The sequence below is a fragment of the Streptomyces sp. NPDC057854 genome (assembly GCF_042797055.1).
Classification (GTDB): domain Bacteria; phylum Actinomycetota; class Actinomycetes; order Streptomycetales; family Streptomycetaceae; genus Streptomyces.
Genome location: NZ_JBHVMF010000022.1, coordinates 47583 through 63227, shown reverse-complemented (window position 1 = coordinate 63227; position 15645 = coordinate 47583). Strand labels below are relative to the sequence as shown.

Below are 15645 nucleotides of genomic sequence, written 5' to 3'. Positions count from 1 at the left end.
GTCGGTCCGGGGCGAGGCCATGAAGGGGCTTCCTTCTCATACTCCTGATGTTTTAGTCCCTTCGCTCTCCTCGCCCCCTCGTGCTTCACCCGTGCGGCCCGGTCCCCAGGAGGACCGGGCCGCACGCGTGTGCGCGCTCAGACCGCGTCGGCGAGGACCAGGGAGTGGATGCGGTCCGGGGCGCCGGGGCGGGCGTAGTACCAGCCCTGGGCGGTGTCGCAGCCGAGTTCCCGGAGGCGGGCGGCCTGGGCCGCGGTCTCCACGCCCTCGACGGTGACGGCGAGTTCGAGGCTGTGGGCCAGGGAGACGATGCCCTCGACGATCTTCAGGTCGACGGGGTCGACCGGGTGCTGCTGCATGCCGCGGGTGAACGAGCGGTCGAGCTTGAGGACGCTGACCGGCAGCCGGCGCAGGTTGGCCAGGTTGGAGTAGCCGGTGCCGAAGTCGTCGAGGGCGATGTCGACGCCCATCTCGGCGAGCTGGCGCAGCGGTTTGAGCAGGTCCTCGTCGGCGCCGATCAGGGCCGACTCGGTGACCTCCAGGCAGAGCGCGCCCGGGGCGAGGCCGGCGCGCTCCAGGACGTCGACGGTGTCGGCGACCAGCCGGGGGTGGTGGAGCTGGGTCGGCGACAGGTTGACGTTGATCCGGAGCGGGGTGCCCGGCTGGGGGTGGTCGAGCTGCCAGGAGCGGGCCTGCCGGACGGCCTCCTGGAGGACCCAGCGGCCCAGCGGCACGATGAGCCCGGTGTCCTCGGCGAGCGGGATGAAGCGGTCCGGGCCGAGCACGCCGTGCTGGGGGTGGCTCCAGCGGACCAGGGCCTCGGCGCCGTGCACGCTGCCGTCGTCGAGGTGGACGAGCGGCTGGTACTCGATGAAGAACTCGCCGCGTTCCAGGGCGGTCGGCAGGGCGGTGGTGAGGCCGTGCCGGGTGATCGCGCGGGCGTCGGCCTCGGGGTCGGCGAGCGCGAAGCGGTTGCCGCCCGCCGACTTGGCCCGGTACATGGTGATGTCGGCGCTGCGCAGCACCTCGGCGGCGGTCCGCTCCCCGGCCGCGCCCTCCACGACGCCGAGCGAGCCGCGCACGGCGAGTTCGCGGCCGTCGACGCCGACGGGGGTGGCGAGGGCGGCGAGGATGCGGTCGGCGAGCGCGGTGGCGTCCCGCTCGCCGCCGGCGGCGGGGCCGGTGGTGAGGGCGACGAACTCGTCGCCGCCGAGCCGGGCGACCATCTCGCCGGGCCCGGTGACGCACGCCTGGAGCCGGTCGGCGATCTCCACGAGCAGCCGGTCGCCGACGGAGTGGCCGAGGCTGTCGTTGATGGCCTTGAAGCCGTCCAGGTCCAGGTAGCAGAGGCCGAAGCGGCCCCCCTCGCCGGCCGTGCCGGGGGTCAGCGCCTTCTCCAGGCGCTCGAAGAACAGCGTCCGGTTGGGCAGCCCGGTGAGCGCGTCGTGGGTGGCCTCGTACCGCAGGCGCAGATGGAGCAGGCGCCGCTCGGTGATGTCCTCCATGAGCGCCAGCTGGTACTGGGGGCGGCCCTCCGCGTCGCGGAGCAGCGAGACGGTGAGGTTGGTCCACAGGACCGTGCCGTCCCCGCGGTAGTACGGCTTCTCCACCCGGTACTGCTCGCGCTCGCCGCGCACCAGTTCCTCGTACAGCCGCCACACGTGCGGGCCGTCCTCGGGGTGCACCCACTCGCTGACGTTGCGGCTGCGGACCTGGGCCTCGACGCCGCCGAACATGCGGGTCATGGTGTCGTTGATCTCGACGATCCGCCCGTCGAGGTCGGCGATGCCGATGCCGATGGCGGCCCCGTCGAAGACGGCCCGGAAGCGGCTCTCGGTGGCGTGCAGGGCGATCTCGGCGGCGCTGCGGGCGGCGAGCGCGGAGCGGGCGATGGCCTCCTGCTCGGCGCGGGTCCGCTCGCGCAGGGCCTGGGCGTAGCCGGTGGCCATGGCGTGCTGGAGGCGGGCGCAGCGGGCCCGCAGCTCCTCGGCGGACAGGCCCGGGTCCGTACCGCAGTACAGGACGAGGTACGCGTCGACCACGCCGAGGCTGCGGCCGAGGGCGTCCGGGTCGGTGCAGTGGGCGCCGACCAGGCCGGCGCCGGCCCGCTGCGCGGGGGCGGTGTCGAAGGGCCGGGCGAGCAGCGCGCCGGACAGCAGGCGGGCGAGCGGGAGGAGGTGCCCCTCGAACTCGGCGCGGGTGAGGGAGGTGGCGGTCACCGGGAAGATGGCCCGGCCCCAGATGGTGACGAACCGCCTGAGTCTGTCCTCCGGGCCGTCGGCTTCCGCGATGCCACCGGACGGCTGCGACGGCACCTTCACGCCTTGCGCCCCACACCTGCGAACCCGGAGAAGGCGTACGGGTCCTCCTCCTCGGCCGGGCTCTCCGGCCGCCAGTGCGGCATCGCGACGAGGCCGGGATCGACGAGCGCGGTGCCGTCGAAGAAGCGGGCGACCTCCTCCCGGGTGCGCATCACCAGCGGGCTGCGGGTGCTGCGGTAGACGTCGACGGTGCCGCCGGCCCGCTCCTTGTCGACGGGCACACCCTCGTACGAGGCGTGGGTGACGACCAGGAGGCTGCCGGGGGCGAGCGCGTCGAGCAGTTCGGCGACGGCCTCGTGCGGGCGGTCCTCGTCCTCCAGGAAGTGCAGGACGGCGACGAGGAGCAGGGCGACCGGCCGGTCGAGGTCGAGCAGGCCGGTGACCTCGGGGCTGTGCAGGATGTCGGCCGGCTTGCGCAGGTCGGCGGGGAGGACGGCGGTGCCGCCGACGCCCTCCAGGACGGCGCGGCTGTGGGCGACGGCCACCGGGTCGTGGTCGACGTAGACGATCCGGGCGGCGGGGTCGGCGGCCTGGGCGACCTCGTGCACGTTGCCGAACGTCGGGATGCCGGAGCCGATGTCGAGGAACTGGGTGACGCCGCTCTCGACGGCGTGGCGGACGGCTCGGCGCATGAACGCCCGGTTCGCCTGCATGATCTTGGGGAGGCCCGGCATGAACTCCAGGGCCTTGCGGGCCGCTTCCCGGTCGACTTCGAAATTGTGCGAGCCGCCCAGATAGAAGTCGTACATACGGGACACGCTCGGTACCGAGATGTCGATACCGGGCGGAGCCCAGGCGGGACGCTCCATCAATGTCTCCAACAACAGTCGCCATGGGGGATGCGGCCCGGTGTTCGCGGCCGTGTTCGAGGTGAGGCTACTGATCGCCCGCCGAGAGAGCGAGAGGAAACGGAAATTCGCGGTCCGTTCTTGGTCACATGCCATTGACACCCGCGCGCGGAACGAAGAGTTCACGCCTTCGGCCCGTGCACATTCACGTGCATCTGACCGTGCGCCGGCTCCTCGGACGCCGCCACCGGGGGCAGCGCGGGGCCACCGCACCCGCCGCACCAGGGCAGTTGCGCCCCACCCGGCCGGGCGGCCGGACGGCCGTCCGCCGACGGACCGGCAGAACGCCACGGCGACAACCGGACAGTTCTTCGCACCGGGCCCCTTCCGACCCCCGTCGGCCATTTTCTCCTCCGCTCCGCACAGGAAACGTCAAATCGCGCACCGGAAGATCCCCACCATCCGGGGAATCCGAGCGCATTCGGCCCCCGGTTCGGCGTCCATGTGTTCAAGCTCGACGGCGTGTCTCTGTACGGATCACCCCTCACGCGGTCGCTGGCGGCCGTCGCGCTCGTGTGGCTGCTCGCCGCGCCCGCGCCTGCGGCCGCCGACTCCTGCGCCTACGCCACGACCGGGCCGGACGGCTCGCACACCTCGGTGGCGGTCATCGGCCCGGGCGCGTGCTCCCCCTCGCCGAGGCCGGTCCCTCCGGCCCCGACCCCGCCGCCCGTGCCCACCCCCCAGCAGCCGCCGCCCGTCAAGCCGCCCGGCGTGCACCCCGTACCGCCCCCGCCGACGAAGCCGCCCGGGGTCCGCCCCGTACCACGCCCCCCGTCGCCCGCCCCCCTGCCTGTCCCCGCGCCGCCGCCCGCCGCCACCCCGGCGCCGCCGCCCGCCCCGACCCCGGCCCCTCCCTCCCCCGCGCCCGCCACCCCGGCGCCGGAGGAACCGCCGGCGCCCGCACCCCCGGCCCCGGCCCCCGCCCCGACGGCCGCGCCGCGCCCGCCCCGGGCCACCCCGGTCGCGCTCCCGCACTACCAGCGGACCTCGCGGCCTCAGCCGAAGTCCTCGGCGTCGCCCGTCACCACCATGCTGCTCATCACCGCGCCGGCCGTGCTGGCCACCGCGATCCTCCGCCCGCGCTCCTCCCGCTGACCGGCCCCGAGCGCCGCGCACCCCTCCCCGACTCCCCCGTCCGAAAGACCGAGGAACCATGTCCGAATGGCTCGTCCTGACCTTGGCCATGGCCGCCGCCTGCGGCGTCGTCCTGGCCATCGTCGTCATCAACCACCGCCGGATCCCCGCCGACGACGACCCCAACGAGACCCCCGACGTCATCGAGTACATGACGATGATGATCGGCGTGATCTACGCGATCGTCCTCGGCCTCGCCATCGCCGGCGTCTGGGAGGGCCGCGGCGCCGCCCAGGAGGTGGTGCGCCAGGAGGCCCAGGCGATGCACGAGATCTCCGAGCGGGTCGAGGTCTACCCGGTGCCGGTCCGCGAGGCCATCCGCGCGGATGTCGACGCGTACGTGGACTACGTGGTGAACACCGAGTTCACGCACATGGCGGACAAGGGCGAGCTCACCCCCGAGGGCGACGCCCTGCTCCAGAAGGTCCGCCGGAGCGTCACCGACTACGAGCCGGCCAACGACTTCGAGGGACAGGCGTACCAGCCGCTGGTCGACCAGGTGATGGTCGCCGACGACGCCCGCGGCGCCCGGGGACAGAGCGCCGGCGAGACCATGCCCGGCGTCGTCTGGTTCGGGCTGATCATCGGCGCCCTGGTCTCGGTGGGCCTGATCTTCACGCTCCAGATCCGGCGCACCGGCCGCGAGTTGCTGCTCGCCGGCCTCTACAGCGCCCTCATCGCCTTCCTGCTCTTCCTCATCTGGGACTTCGACGCCCCCTTCGGCCGCGGTCTCGCCGCCACCTCCACGCCGTTCACCGACCTGTTCCCGCAGGTCACAGACTGAGCGCACGGGCGGGGCTGGGCCGCCCGGGGGACAACGGTGCCCCATTCGCACGTCTGGGATCGCGGCCGTGGTAGGGCGCTCCTAGCGTTTCGGGCAACGAGGTGCACGCAGGCTCCACGCGGCCAAACCGCCGCGGCCGGCCCTCGGGACCCGGAGGAATCACCATGCGCGCGATACGTGCCGCGTCCACCGCCCTGCTGGGGGCGGCCACCCTCGCCCTGGCCGCCCCCGTCACCGTCGCCCACGCGGCCGACGGTGCGCCCGCGCCGAACCCGCGGGTGCGGGGTGCTCAGGCCCCGGGCGACTTCGTCGTCTCCCCGTCGCTCGTCGCCCCCGGCGGGCGGGTGACGCTCAGCGCCCCCGGCTGCTCCAGCACGGCCACGGCGACGGCCGGCATCTTCGACACCGTCCAGATCGCGCCCGGCTCGACGGTCACCGCCACCGTGGACGCGGACGCCAAGCGCGGCGCCGTGTACACGGTGGCGTTCAACTGCTCGGGCGGGGTGCAGGACACCGTGGACCTGACCATCAGCGGCGTGGCCACGGCGACGCCGACGGCCGGCTCGACCGTACTGCTCCCGCCGCGCGGGGTGCAGGGCGGCCTCGGCGGCTCCCAGGGCGGTCTGGAGTCCGGGAAGCTGGCGGCCGGAACCGCCCTGGTGCTCGCGGCGGCGGCGGGCACGGCGTACGCGATCCGGCGCCGCACCTCCGCCACCCGCCGGCACTGATCCCGGCGACGCCCCCGTGGACCCCGCCCGCGGCGGACGGAACAGCCCGCCGCCCCCGGATCCCTTCCGGGACACGGGGGCGGCGGGCGCGAGGGGCCGACCGGGAGGTTCGGCCGGTCAGACGCCCGCGCCGGTCATCCGGCGGCGACGGAGCACGAAGACGCCGCCGCCGAGCGCCGCGGCGGCGACCAGGCTGCCGCCGACGGCCATCTCGGTGGAGCTGGGCGCCAGCGAACCGCCGAGACCGCCCTGGGCGCCGCGGCCCGCGAGCACGCGGAACGGGTGCGTGACGACCCGAGAGTTGTCGCTGCACTTGACGGCCAGGTTGTAGTTGCCGGGCGTGGCGTTGTTGTAGACCCGGGCGATCGCGCTGGACAGGCCGTTGGAGTTGACCGAGAGGTTGGTCTCCGGGAAGGCGTTGGACGTCACCTTGCCGCCGTGGCCGCAGCCCTTGGCCGTGATCGTGATCGTCGACCCCGCGTGGACGTCGTAGGGATTGACTTGGACGTTGCTGGGACCGTTGGTCGCGGCGGCGAGGGGAGCCGCCAGGGCGACCGCCGCGAACGCGGTGGCGGTCACCGCCAGAGTGCGTGCAGCACGCATGGTTGAACCTCCAGGGAAGACGCCCCGAAGCGGTGCTCCGGGAGATTCGACGAGTACGCCTTCCATGACGAACCATCACAATTCACCCCCCTTCCCGCACCTCGGCGCTGGGCCGGTCCGGTGAGCGCCGGTGCCGCCGATCGAGTTGTGTCTGTCGACACAACCGCAGGTCAGGGGCGCGCGGAACGATTGTCTGACGAGTACTCGGATGGGTCAGCGCCCCGTCACCCGGGACGACGAACGGCACGCGACGGCCCCGTCTTCCGGGCGTCTTCTGACGTGGCGTCAGGCGAGTGCGGCATCCCGGCGCGTCGCCACCCGTACGGCCGCCGGGGGTGCCCCGTTCGGGCCGCCCGGAGCGCGGGGCCGCGGCCTCGCCCTTACCGTTCACACGTCGCCACGAAGGGAGAACCATGCCCCCGAAGGACTTCCGCGTCCCTGAGCGCAGGAGACGACAACCCTGGGGCGTCCTGGCCCTCGCCATGCTGTCCGGACTCGCGATGATGCGCAACGGCGCGGACGTCGCCGGAGGCCCCCCGCAGCCGGCCGCCGCGGCCCGGCCGGTGGAGCGTCCGGTCGTCGCGCCGCCCGAGGAGGCGTCCGCGGGGGTCCGGGCGCTGCCCTTCGCGCCGGCCTCGCGGATCCGCATCCCGGCGATCGACGTCGCGGCCCCGGTGATGGACGTGGGGCTCGACGCGGACGGCTGGGTGGCGGCCCCTCCCCCGCAGGACGCCAATCTGGCCGGCTGGTACCAGAACGGCATCGCGCCCGGACAGCGCGGCACGGCGGTGATCGTCGGGCACGTCGACAACAACAGCGGCCCGGCGGTCTTCTACGGCCTCGGCTCGCTGGAGAAGGGCCAGCACGTCGAGGTCGAGCGGTACGACGGACGGGTGGCGGTCTTCGAGATCTACGGCGTCGAGGTGTACTCCAAGGAGGACTTCCCCGGGCCGCAGGTCTACGGGGACACCGGCCACCCGGAGCTGCGGGTGATCACCTGCGGCGGCGGCTACACCCGGGCGAAGGGGTACGACGGCAACGTCGTCGTGTACGCCCGGATGGTCGCCTCCCGCTGAGGCACGCGCGCGCGTGGAGGGCCCCGGGGCGTCCCCGGGGCCCTTCGCGTGCCGCCCGGCGGTCAGCGCCGGGGGACGGTGACGGTGTAGCCCTCGTCGAGGAGCACGGGCAGATAGCGGCGGAGGGCGGCGACGCTCTGGGAGCGGTCCCCGCCGGCGTCGTGCGAGAGGACGATCACGCCGGGGCCCGCGCCGTCGAGGACCCGGCGGACGATGGTGCCGGTGCCGGGTTCCTTCCAGTCGAGGGTGTCCACGGTCCAGGCGAGCGGTTCCATGCCGAGCTCGGCGCCGATCTCGAACGAGTGCCGGTTCCAGGCGCCGTACGGGGCCCGGTACCAGAGCGGCGCGGCGCCCAGCGTGCGCTCCACCGTCTCGCTGGTGGAGCCGAGTTCGGCCCGGATGCGGGAGGGCCGCAGCTTCGGCACCAGCGGGTGGGACCAGGAGTGGTTGCCGACCACGTGCCCGTCGTCGGCCATCTCCCGCAGCAGGTCCGGGTGGGCCGCCGCCATCTCACCGCAGACGAAGAACATGGCCCGGCAGTCGTACCGCCGCAGGGTTGCCAGGATGCCGGGCGTGTAGCGGGGGTCGGGGCCGTCGTCGAAGGTGAGCACCATGGAGCGGCCGACGCCGGCGAGCGAGAGGAAGGGGCGGCGCCGGACCGGCGGCAGGGCCCGGGTCCGGCCGGCGGGGGCGTACGCGGTCATCGGCTGGAGCCGGTACGCGGAGGGGCGCAGCCGGGGCGGGGCGGCGGGCGGCCCGGCGGCGGCGGGCGGGCCCTGGGGTGCGGCGGCGTCCGTGGCGGTGCCGCCGGGGCCGAACCGGTCGAGGGCGAACGCACCGGCCGCGACGGTGACGCCGAGGCCGGCGGCCAGGCGCAGCACCGACCTCCGCCCGGTGGGCAGCTGATCGTTTTTCATGACCAATGGTTCGTACGGGGTGGGGCGCGGGCCCCTCACCGACACCGGGCCGCCGTCCGATTGCACCCGCCCGGCCGATACCCTCGAAGGGTGAGCGAAGTCCAGCCCCACCGGTTCGAGCGCGGCACCGACGGCCCCAAGGTGATCATGGCCGGGGTCGACGGCTCGGCCTCGTCGCTGCGGGCGGCGTCGTACGCGGCCGGGCTCGCCCGCCGGCAGAACGCGCTGCTCGCGCTGGTCTACGTCCAGCCGCTGATCGCGGCGGGCGCCTCACTGGGCGCGCCGGTGACCGGGACCACCGAGGAGATCGCGGAGGAGCTGGCGGCGGAGATCCGGGCGTCGGCCGAGCGCGTGAAGGACCTGTGGCAGGTGCGCTGGGAGTTCCGCACCTTCCGGGGGGACGCGTACGCGGGTCTGGTGCGGGCGGCGGACGAGCTGCGGGCGGACGCCGTGGTGGTGGGCGCCTCGGAGTCGGCGGGGCACCGCTTCGTCGGCTCGGTGGCCGTGCGGCTGGTGAAGGCGGGCCGCTGGCCGGTCACGGTCGTCCCCTGACCGGCCGCGGGCTCACTTGCCGAGGGTGAGGCCGTCCTTGTCGGCGCCGCGGCTGAGGACGACCTGGCGGATGGTCTCGCGGATGCCGGGGTGACGGGGGTCCGAGGTGCCGGCGGCGAGGTTGACCACGCGCCCGCGGCCGGTGTCGAACCACTGGGGCACGAACTCGGCCTTGGTGACCTCCCAGCGGGCGCCGGGCTTCTTCGGCGGGGCGAAGGTGAAGCGGCCGATGCTGCTCTGGTTGCCGCGCGGGTCGAAGACGCCCTCGTGGTTGATCATGTCGCCGGCGATCTGGTCGCCCATGCCGTAGATCACCCAGGTTCCGTTGACCTTCTCGTACGCCTGGGGGACGTGGGCGTGGGTGCCGATGATGAGGTCGATGTCGGGGCGCCCGCCGGTGCGGGAGGCGGTGAGCGAGCGGGCGAGCGAGAGCTGCCGCTGGTCGGGTGCGGTCTGCCATTCGGTGCCCCAGTGGACGCTGACGACGACCACGTCGGCGCCGGCGGCGCGGGCGGCCCGGGCGTCGGCGATCACCTTGGCCTCGTCGAGCAGGTTGACGGCCCAGGGCTGTCCGGCGGGGAGCGGGTAGCCGTTGGTGTCGTAGGTGTAGGCGAGCTGGGCGACGGTGGCGCCGCCGGCCTTGAGGAGGGTGGGGCGGGCGGCCTCGGCGGCGGTGCGGGCGGACCCGGCGTGCTTCACGCCCGCCGCGTCGAGGGCGTCGAGGGTGCGGCCGAGTCCGGCCGCGCCGTCGTCGAGGGTGTGGTTGGAGGCGGTGGAGCAGGAGTCGTAGCCGGTGGCCTTGAGTGCGGTGGCGACCTCGGGCGGGGACTTGAAGGCGGGGTAGCCGGTGTAGGGGCCGCCCTTCTTCCCGTACACGGTCTCCATGTGGCAGATGGCCAGGTCGGCGCGGGACACGACGGGTGCGGCGCCGGCGAGCATGGGCCGGAAGTCGTAGCCGCCGTCGGCGGCGTCGGCGGCGGCGCGCCGGATGATGGAGTCGTGCGGGAGGATGTCGCCGGAGGCCACGAGGGTGAAGCCGGCCGGCTTCGGCGCCGGCGCGGGGCGCGGCGCGGCCGAGCCGGCGGGCGAGCCGCCGGGCGGGCTGCCGGGTGAGGGGGCGCCGCCGCCGAGGCCGCCCTGGCTGCAGGCGGCGACGACGGCGAGCAGGGAGCCGGCGAGGACGGTGGAGCCGGCACGGGCGAGTCTGGCGCGTACCGGTCTGGTGCCTGCGGTCATGACGACTGCCACCCCGATCATCGGAAGAACATGTGTTCTGCCGAATTCACCTTCCGGCGGGCCGCCGGTCAAGGGACCGGGCCGAACCGGAGAACAAACCCCACCGAATCGGACGTACGACGCGCGCGTGATCGCCTGCCGACCGCTCACCGTGCCATTCGCCGCTCGTTCCGACCGTTCGTCGCAGACCGCTGTCCGTTCCCTGTCCCCGTCCGCCCGGATGCGTTCGTATACGGCGCGGACGACGAACCGCCGAGCGGGCGGCGAAGGGTGGGCACTCATGACGACGACGGCGACGATGACGACGACCGCGGCGGCGACGGCGGCGGCGGCGAACGCGACGACCGACGAGCGGACGCTCCAGGAACTCCAGCGCGAGCACGGCCCCGCCCTGCTCTCGTTCCTCCTCGGCCTCACCTACGGCGACCGCCAGCGCGCCGAGGACCTGGCGCAGGAGACCCTGGTCCGGGCCTGGCTCCACCCCGAGGCGTTCAGCGGCGCGTACGCCTCGATGCGGCCCTGGCTCTTCACCGTCGCCCGCCGGCTCGCCATCGACGCCCGCCGCTCCCGGCTGGCCCGGCCGGCCGAGATCGGCGACGGCGTCCTCGCGGTCACCCCCGACCCCTCCGACGCCACCGAGACCGCCGAGGCCGCCCTCGACGTCCGGGCGGCGGTACGGGAGTTGAGCCCGGAACACCGGGCCGTGCTGGTCCGGCTCTACTTCCACGGGCTCACCGTCAACGAGGCCGCCGTCGACCTCGGCATCCCGGCCGGCACGGTCAAGTCCCGTTCCCACTACGCCCTCCGGCAGCTCGGCCGCTCACTGCCCGGCTACCGGCCGCGTCACGGCGTCATTGCCCGCCGGCGGACCGCCGCAGCACAATGACGCCGTGACGCTCCCCGACACCGCGGCGCTGACGCCCGCCGCCGCCGAGAAGATCCTCGCCGACAACTTCGCCCCCTGGGTCCTGGACCTGGGGCTCACCGTCGACTCCGTCGACGGGCACGAGGCCGTCCTCCGCCTCCCCTGGTCCGGCCGGCTGGCGCGCGAGGGCGGCGGGATCTCCGGCCAGGCCCTCATGGCCGCGGCCGACACGGCCACCGTCATCGCCGTCTCGGCGGCCCGCGGCGGCTTCGTCCCGATGACCACCGTCCAGCAGTCCACCAGCTTCCAGCGGGCGGTCGTCGGCACCGACGTCCTGATCCGCGCCCGCCTCACCAAGCTCGGCAAGCGGATGGCCTTCGCCGACATCACCATGACCGCCGACGGCACCACCGACCCCGCCGCCCACGCCACCGCCGTCTACGCCCTGCTGGGCTAGGCCGGTCCGGGGCCGACCGGGCCGCGCACGAGGACGGGGGTCTATGCACTGCATGTATACGCACTGCGTATAGTCGCGTCCATGGCTTCACGACCTCCCACGCCACCGCTCCCCCGCCTGTTCAAGGCCACCGTCGTCAGCGGCATCGCCGTCTGCGCCGCGCACGTCGTGCTCTCCGACACGCTGCGGTTCGCGCTCGTCGGGCAGGCGTCGGCCGCCCTGGGCGCGCCGACCGGGTACGGGACGGCGCAGGTCTTCACGACCGCGCTGCTCAACACCGCGCTGGTGATGCCGCTCGTGCTGTGGGCCGGCATGCGGCTGGGCGGGGAGCGGCGGACGGGGGCGATGGTGCTCGTGGGGACCGTGGCGTGGCTCGTCGCCGTACGGAGCGGGATCGACGGCCTGGACGACTCCTTCGGCGCGATCCTGCCCGTACGGTCGCTCGCGCTCGTCGTCGGCGTCACCGCGCTCGCCTCGCTCGTCCGGCGGCGGCCTTCCCAGGCCCGTCCCGTCCCCTCCGCACCCCCCGTCCCGTCAGACCCGTCGGCACCGATCCGGCCGGGGAACGTATCCGAAACCACACCGGCGAGTTGAGCAAAGCGGTCCACGCGGACGCCCCGAGCGGAGGAGGCTCTGCTCGGGGTCCCGAGAACCGCGGGTCCCGACGTCCGGGAGAAGGTGGGAGCGTTGCCGCCCGAGAGCACGAACGGCGCCGGCCGCAGGAGCGGCGGGGGCCTGGCCGTCCCGATGGCCTGGCTGTGCGCCGAGTACCAGGCCGACCGGTGTCTGACCGACGCCGGCCTCACCGACCCGGGTTCGCTGGAGCACCGCGCCTCCGTGCGGGTCCTGGCCCTCACCGTGCACCTCTCCGGCAGTCCCGCGGCCGGCGAGTGGCTGCGCCGCACCGCGCACGAGGCGGGCTGGCCGGACTGGGTGGAGGAACGGCTCGCCGCCGCCGGGGCCGAGGACCCCGACGGGGCCGACCTGGCCCTCGCCCGGGACACCTGGCGGGCGCTGCGCGAGACCTGGCTGCACGCCGCCGACCTGGACGGCCTGCCGGGCGCCGGGCCGGGGCTGCTCGTCGACGAGACGGCCCGCGCCTGGCTGCCCGCCTGGCGGCTGGGCCTGCCGCTCGCCCACCTCGCCGTCTGGCTCGCCTGACCGGTCAGCGCGCCGGCGAAGGATGCACCCCCGGGCGGTACTTGGGGAAGCGCGCGGTCACCTTCATGCCCGCGCCGACACCGGTCTCGATGACCAGGCCGTACTCCGCCCCGTACACCTGGCGCAGCCGCTCGTCCACGTTGGACAGGCCGATGCCGGAGCCGCCCGGGTGCTCGCCGCGCAGCACCGCCCGCAGCCGCTCCGGGTCCATCCCGACGCCGTCGTCCTCCACCGTCACCACCGCCTCCGCCCCGGCGTCCCGCGCGGCGATGGTGACCCGGCAGCCGCGCTCCCGGTCCTGGAGCCCGTGCTTGACGGCGTTCTCCACCAGCGGCTGGAGGCACAGGAACGGCAGGGCGACCGGCAGCACCTCCGGCGCGATCTGCAGCGTCACCTTCAGCCGGTCGCCGAAGCGGGCCCCGGCCAGCGCCAAGTACTGCTCGATCGCGCGCAGTTCGTCGGCGAGCGTGGCGAAGTCGCCGTGCCTGCGGAACGAGTAGCGGGTGAAGTCGGCGAACTCCAGGAGCAGGTCGCGCGCCCGCTCCGGGTCCGTGCGGACGAACGAGGCGATCGCCGCGAGGGAGTTGAAGATGAAGTGCGGGGAGATCTGGGCGCGCAGCGCGCGGATCTCCGCCTCCACCATCCGGGTCCGGGAGCGGTCCAGCTCGGCCAGCTCCAGCTGCACCGAGACCCAGCGGGCCACCTCGGTGGCGGCCCGCACCAGCACCGCCGACTCCCGGGGCCCGTACGCGACCAGCGCGCCGAGCACCCCCTCCTCGCCGGTCAGCGGCGCGGTCACCGCCCACCGCAGCGCGCAGCCCGGGTCGGCGCAGCCGGTCGGCGCCGAGCGGCTGCGCCCGGTCTCCAGGGTCGCCGCCGCCAACTCCGGGACGCCCGCGTGGTGGTGGGCACCGCCGGGCCCGTCCCAGGCGAGGACGGCCGAGCCGTCGGTGAGGCACAGGGCCTCGGTGCCGAGCAGCGAGCGCAGCGGACGGGCCGCCTTGCCCGCGGTCTCCTCGGTCAGCCCGGCGCGCAGCGGCGGCGCGGCGAGCGAGGCGGTGTGCAGGGTGTGGAAGGTGGCGCGCTCGACGGGGGTGCCGAGGTCGAGGTCGGCACGGGCGCCCCGGCGTGCCGTGAGCCGGCCGAGGACCACGCCGGCGGCGAGCAGGACGGCGCCGGCGGCGCTCGCGGCGGCCAGGGCGATGCCGCTCACCGGCGGGCCTCCTGGGCGGGGACGGGGGCGGTGAACTCCTCGGGCAGGTGGAGCCGGGCGAGGGTGGCCGCGGTGCCGGGCGGGACGCGGCGCGGGGTGGCGAGCGAGACCAGGACCATGGTGAGGAACCCGAGGGGGACGGACCAGACGGCGGGCCACGCCATCAGGGTGTGCGGCCAGCCGCCGGGCGCGAGGCCGGCCCGGGTGGCCATCACGGCGGCGAGCGCGGACCCGCCGCCGAGGACGAGTCCGGCGGCGGCGCCGGGCGGGGTGAGCCGGCGCCACCAGATGCCGAGGACGAGCAGCGGGCAGAAGGACGAGGCGGACACGGCGAAGGCGAGGCCGACGGCGTCGGCGACCGGCACCTTGGAGGCGGCGACGCCGACGGCGAGCGGCACGGCGGTGGCGAGCGGCGTCGCGAGCCGGAAGTGCCGGACCGCCCGGGACGGCAGCACGTCCTGCGCGAGCACGCCGGCGACGGACATGGTGAGCCCGGAGGCCGTGGAGAGGAACGCGGCGAAGGCGCCCCCGGCGAGGAACGCGCCGAGGAGGTCGCCGAGCGCGCCGCCGACCATCCGGTCGGGCAGCACGAGGACGGCGGCGTCGGCGGAGCCGGTGAGGGCGAGCTCGGGGGCGTAGACGCGGCCCAGCGCCCCGTACACCCCGGGCAGCAGGTAGAAGGCGCCGACGAGGCCGAGGACGACGAGGGTGGTGCGGCGGGCGGCCCGGCCGTGCGGGCTGGTGTAGAAGCGGACGGCGACGTGCGGGAGGCCCATGGTGCCGAGGAAGGTGGCGAGGATCAGCCCGTACGTGGCGTACAGCTGGTGCCCGTCCCGGCCGCCGGCCAGCGGCTGGGACCAGCCGAGGGGGTCGGCGCCGTCGGCGCGGCGCTCGGGGACGGGGGTGCCGGGCGGGAGGGCGAGGACGGTGCCGCCGTCCACCCGGTGGGTGCCGGGCGCGAGGGTGACCGGCCGGTTCTCGTACCGGACGGCGTCGACGGTGCCGGTGACGGTGACGGTCAGCGGGGCGTCGAGCCCGACGCGTACGGTGTCGGCGATCCGGACGACGGTGTGCTCGCGGAGCACGGCGGGCGCGTCGAAGCGGGCGCGGGGCGCTCCGTCCCCGTACCAGGCGGCCACCAGGAAGAAGGCCGGCACCAGCAGCGCGGTGAGCTTCAGCCAGTACTGGAACGCCTGGACGAAGGTGATGCTGCGCATCCCGCCCGCGGCGACCGCGCCGGTGACGACGACGGCGACGAGCAGGCCGCCGACCCAGTCGGGGGCGCCGGTCAGGATCTCCAGGGTCAGGCCGGCGCCCTGGAGCTGCGGCAGCAGGTAGAGCCAGCCGATGCCGACGACGAGGAGGCTGGCGAGCCGGCGGACCCGCCGGGACTCCAGGCGGGCCTCGGCGAAGTCGGAGAGGGTGTACGCGCCGGAGCGGCGCAGCGGGGCGGCGACGAGGACCAGCAGCACCAGGTAGCCGGCGGTGTACCCGACCGGGTACCAGAGCATCGCGGGGCCCTGGACGAGGACGAGTCCGGCGATGCCGAGGAACGACGCGGCGGACAGGTACTCGCCGCTGATGGCGGCGGCGTTGAGCCGGGGCCCGGCGGTCCGGGAGGCGACGTAGAAGTCGGAGGTGGTGCGGGAGACGCGCAGGCCGAGGGCGCCGATGAGCAGGGTGGCGAGGACGACGGCGGTGACGGCGGCGACCGCGTGGGTCTGGTTCATGCGGGGCGGTCCACCGGTCC

At 74.9% G+C, this 15645-nt stretch carries 16 protein-coding genes; 9 read left to right on the top strand and 7 right to left on the bottom strand.

Annotated elements, in window-relative coordinates:
* Positions 1–137 precede the first annotated feature (137 nt).
* A complete protein-coding gene (locus ACFVQZ_RS27800) occupies positions 138–2321 on the bottom strand; it encodes a putative bifunctional diguanylate cyclase/phosphodiesterase (RefSeq protein WP_383627128.1) in 2184 nt (727 codons plus the stop codon).
* Positions 2318–3130, bottom strand: coding sequence for an SAM-dependent methyltransferase (locus ACFVQZ_RS27795; protein WP_030496220.1), 813 nt, complete (start codon positions 3128–3130; stop codon positions 2318–2320). The genes ACFVQZ_RS27800 and ACFVQZ_RS27795 overlap by 4 nt, the downstream gene beginning before the upstream one ends.
* Before the next feature lie 501 nt (positions 3131–3631).
* On the opposite strand from ACFVQZ_RS27795, the gene ACFVQZ_RS27790 reads away from it, so the two are divergent.
* The 3 genes from ACFVQZ_RS27790 (at position 3632) to ACFVQZ_RS27780 (ending at position 5815) form a co-directional block, all read left to right on the top strand.
* Positions 3632–4264, top strand: coding sequence for a hypothetical protein (locus ACFVQZ_RS27790; protein WP_383627125.1), 633 nt, complete (start codon positions 3632–3634; stop codon positions 4262–4264).
* A 58-nt stretch (positions 4265–4322) separates the two neighbouring features.
* Positions 4323–5087, top strand: a complete 765-nt coding sequence (locus tag ACFVQZ_RS27785) for a DUF4239 domain-containing protein (RefSeq protein WP_030497626.1) — start codon at positions 4323–4325, stop codon at positions 5085–5087.
* A gap of 164 nt (positions 5088–5251) precedes the next feature.
* Entirely contained in the window at positions 5252–5815 is a 564-nt protein-coding gene (locus ACFVQZ_RS27780; RefSeq protein ID WP_383627122.1) for a hypothetical protein, read from the top strand.
* A 117-nt stretch (positions 5816–5932) separates the two neighbouring features.
* Here ACFVQZ_RS27780 and ACFVQZ_RS27775 read toward each other — a convergent pair whose 3' ends face one another.
* Positions 5933–6418, bottom strand: coding sequence for a hypothetical protein (locus tag ACFVQZ_RS27775; protein ID WP_383627119.1), 486 nt, complete (start codon positions 6416–6418; stop codon positions 5933–5935).
* A gap of 413 nt (positions 6419–6831) precedes the next feature.
* Between ACFVQZ_RS27775 and ACFVQZ_RS27770 the strand changes: the two genes are divergently transcribed.
* The gene (locus ACFVQZ_RS27770; protein WP_030497623.1) at positions 6832–7494 is read left to right on the top strand and encodes a class F sortase; all 663 of its coding nucleotides are present in this window, start codon (positions 6832–6834) and stop codon (positions 7492–7494) included.
* A gap of 62 nt (positions 7495–7556) precedes the next feature.
* Here the strand turns inward: ACFVQZ_RS27770 and ACFVQZ_RS27765 are convergent, their stop codons facing one another.
* On the bottom strand, positions 7557–8411 hold the full coding sequence (locus ACFVQZ_RS27765) for a polysaccharide deacetylase family protein (RefSeq protein ID WP_030497622.1): 855 nt from the start codon (positions 8409–8411) through the stop codon (positions 7557–7559).
* 90 nt (positions 8412–8501) lie between these two features.
* Here ACFVQZ_RS27765 and ACFVQZ_RS27760 point away from each other — a divergent pair, with 90 nt between their 5' ends.
* Positions 8502–8963, top strand: coding sequence for a universal stress protein (locus tag ACFVQZ_RS27760; RefSeq protein ID WP_383627114.1), 462 nt, complete (start codon positions 8502–8504; stop codon positions 8961–8963).
* Positions 8964–8975: 12 nt separating this feature from the next.
* On the opposite strand, the gene ACFVQZ_RS27755 is transcribed toward ACFVQZ_RS27760, so the two are convergent.
* Positions 8976–10199 carry a CapA family protein gene (locus ACFVQZ_RS27755; RefSeq protein ID WP_030497620.1) on the bottom strand — a complete coding sequence of 408 codons (1224 nt, stop codon included), beginning with the start codon at positions 10197–10199 and terminating at the stop codon, positions 8976–8978.
* Between the two features lie 280 nt (positions 10200–10479).
* Here ACFVQZ_RS27755 and ACFVQZ_RS27750 point away from each other — a divergent pair, with 280 nt between their 5' ends.
* From ACFVQZ_RS27750 to ACFVQZ_RS27735, 4 genes are all read left to right on the top strand, one after another.
* On the top strand, positions 10480–11085 hold the full coding sequence (locus ACFVQZ_RS27750) for a sigma-70 family RNA polymerase sigma factor (RefSeq protein WP_383627111.1): 606 nt from the start codon (positions 10480–10482) through the stop codon (positions 11083–11085).
* A gap of 4 nt (positions 11086–11089) precedes the next feature.
* Positions 11090–11521: a PaaI family thioesterase gene (locus ACFVQZ_RS27745; RefSeq protein ID WP_383627108.1), complete on the top strand. Its 432-nt coding sequence runs from the start codon at positions 11090–11092 to the stop codon at positions 11519–11521.
* An 81-nt stretch (positions 11522–11602) separates the two neighbouring features.
* Positions 11603–12115 (top strand): hypothetical protein, encoded by a 513-nt coding sequence (locus tag ACFVQZ_RS27740; RefSeq protein ID WP_383627105.1) that lies wholly within the window; start codon positions 11603–11605, stop codon positions 12113–12115.
* 93 nt (positions 12116–12208) lie between these two features.
* Positions 12209–12682 carry a hypothetical protein gene (locus ACFVQZ_RS27735; protein WP_030497616.1) on the top strand — a complete coding sequence of 158 codons (474 nt, stop codon included), beginning with the start codon at positions 12209–12211 and terminating at the stop codon, positions 12680–12682.
* A gap of 4 nt (positions 12683–12686) precedes the next feature.
* Here ACFVQZ_RS27735 and ACFVQZ_RS27730 read toward each other — a convergent pair whose 3' ends face one another.
* A complete protein-coding gene (locus ACFVQZ_RS27730; protein ID WP_030497615.1) occupies positions 12687–13895 on the bottom strand; it encodes a histidine kinase in 1209 nt (402 codons plus the stop codon).
* Positions 13892–15625, bottom strand: coding sequence for a cation acetate symporter (locus ACFVQZ_RS27725; RefSeq protein WP_030497614.1), 1734 nt, complete (start codon positions 15623–15625; stop codon positions 13892–13894). Before ACFVQZ_RS27725 ends, ACFVQZ_RS27730 begins: the two co-directional genes overlap by 4 nt.
* Between the last annotated feature and the right edge of the window lie 20 nt (positions 15626–15645).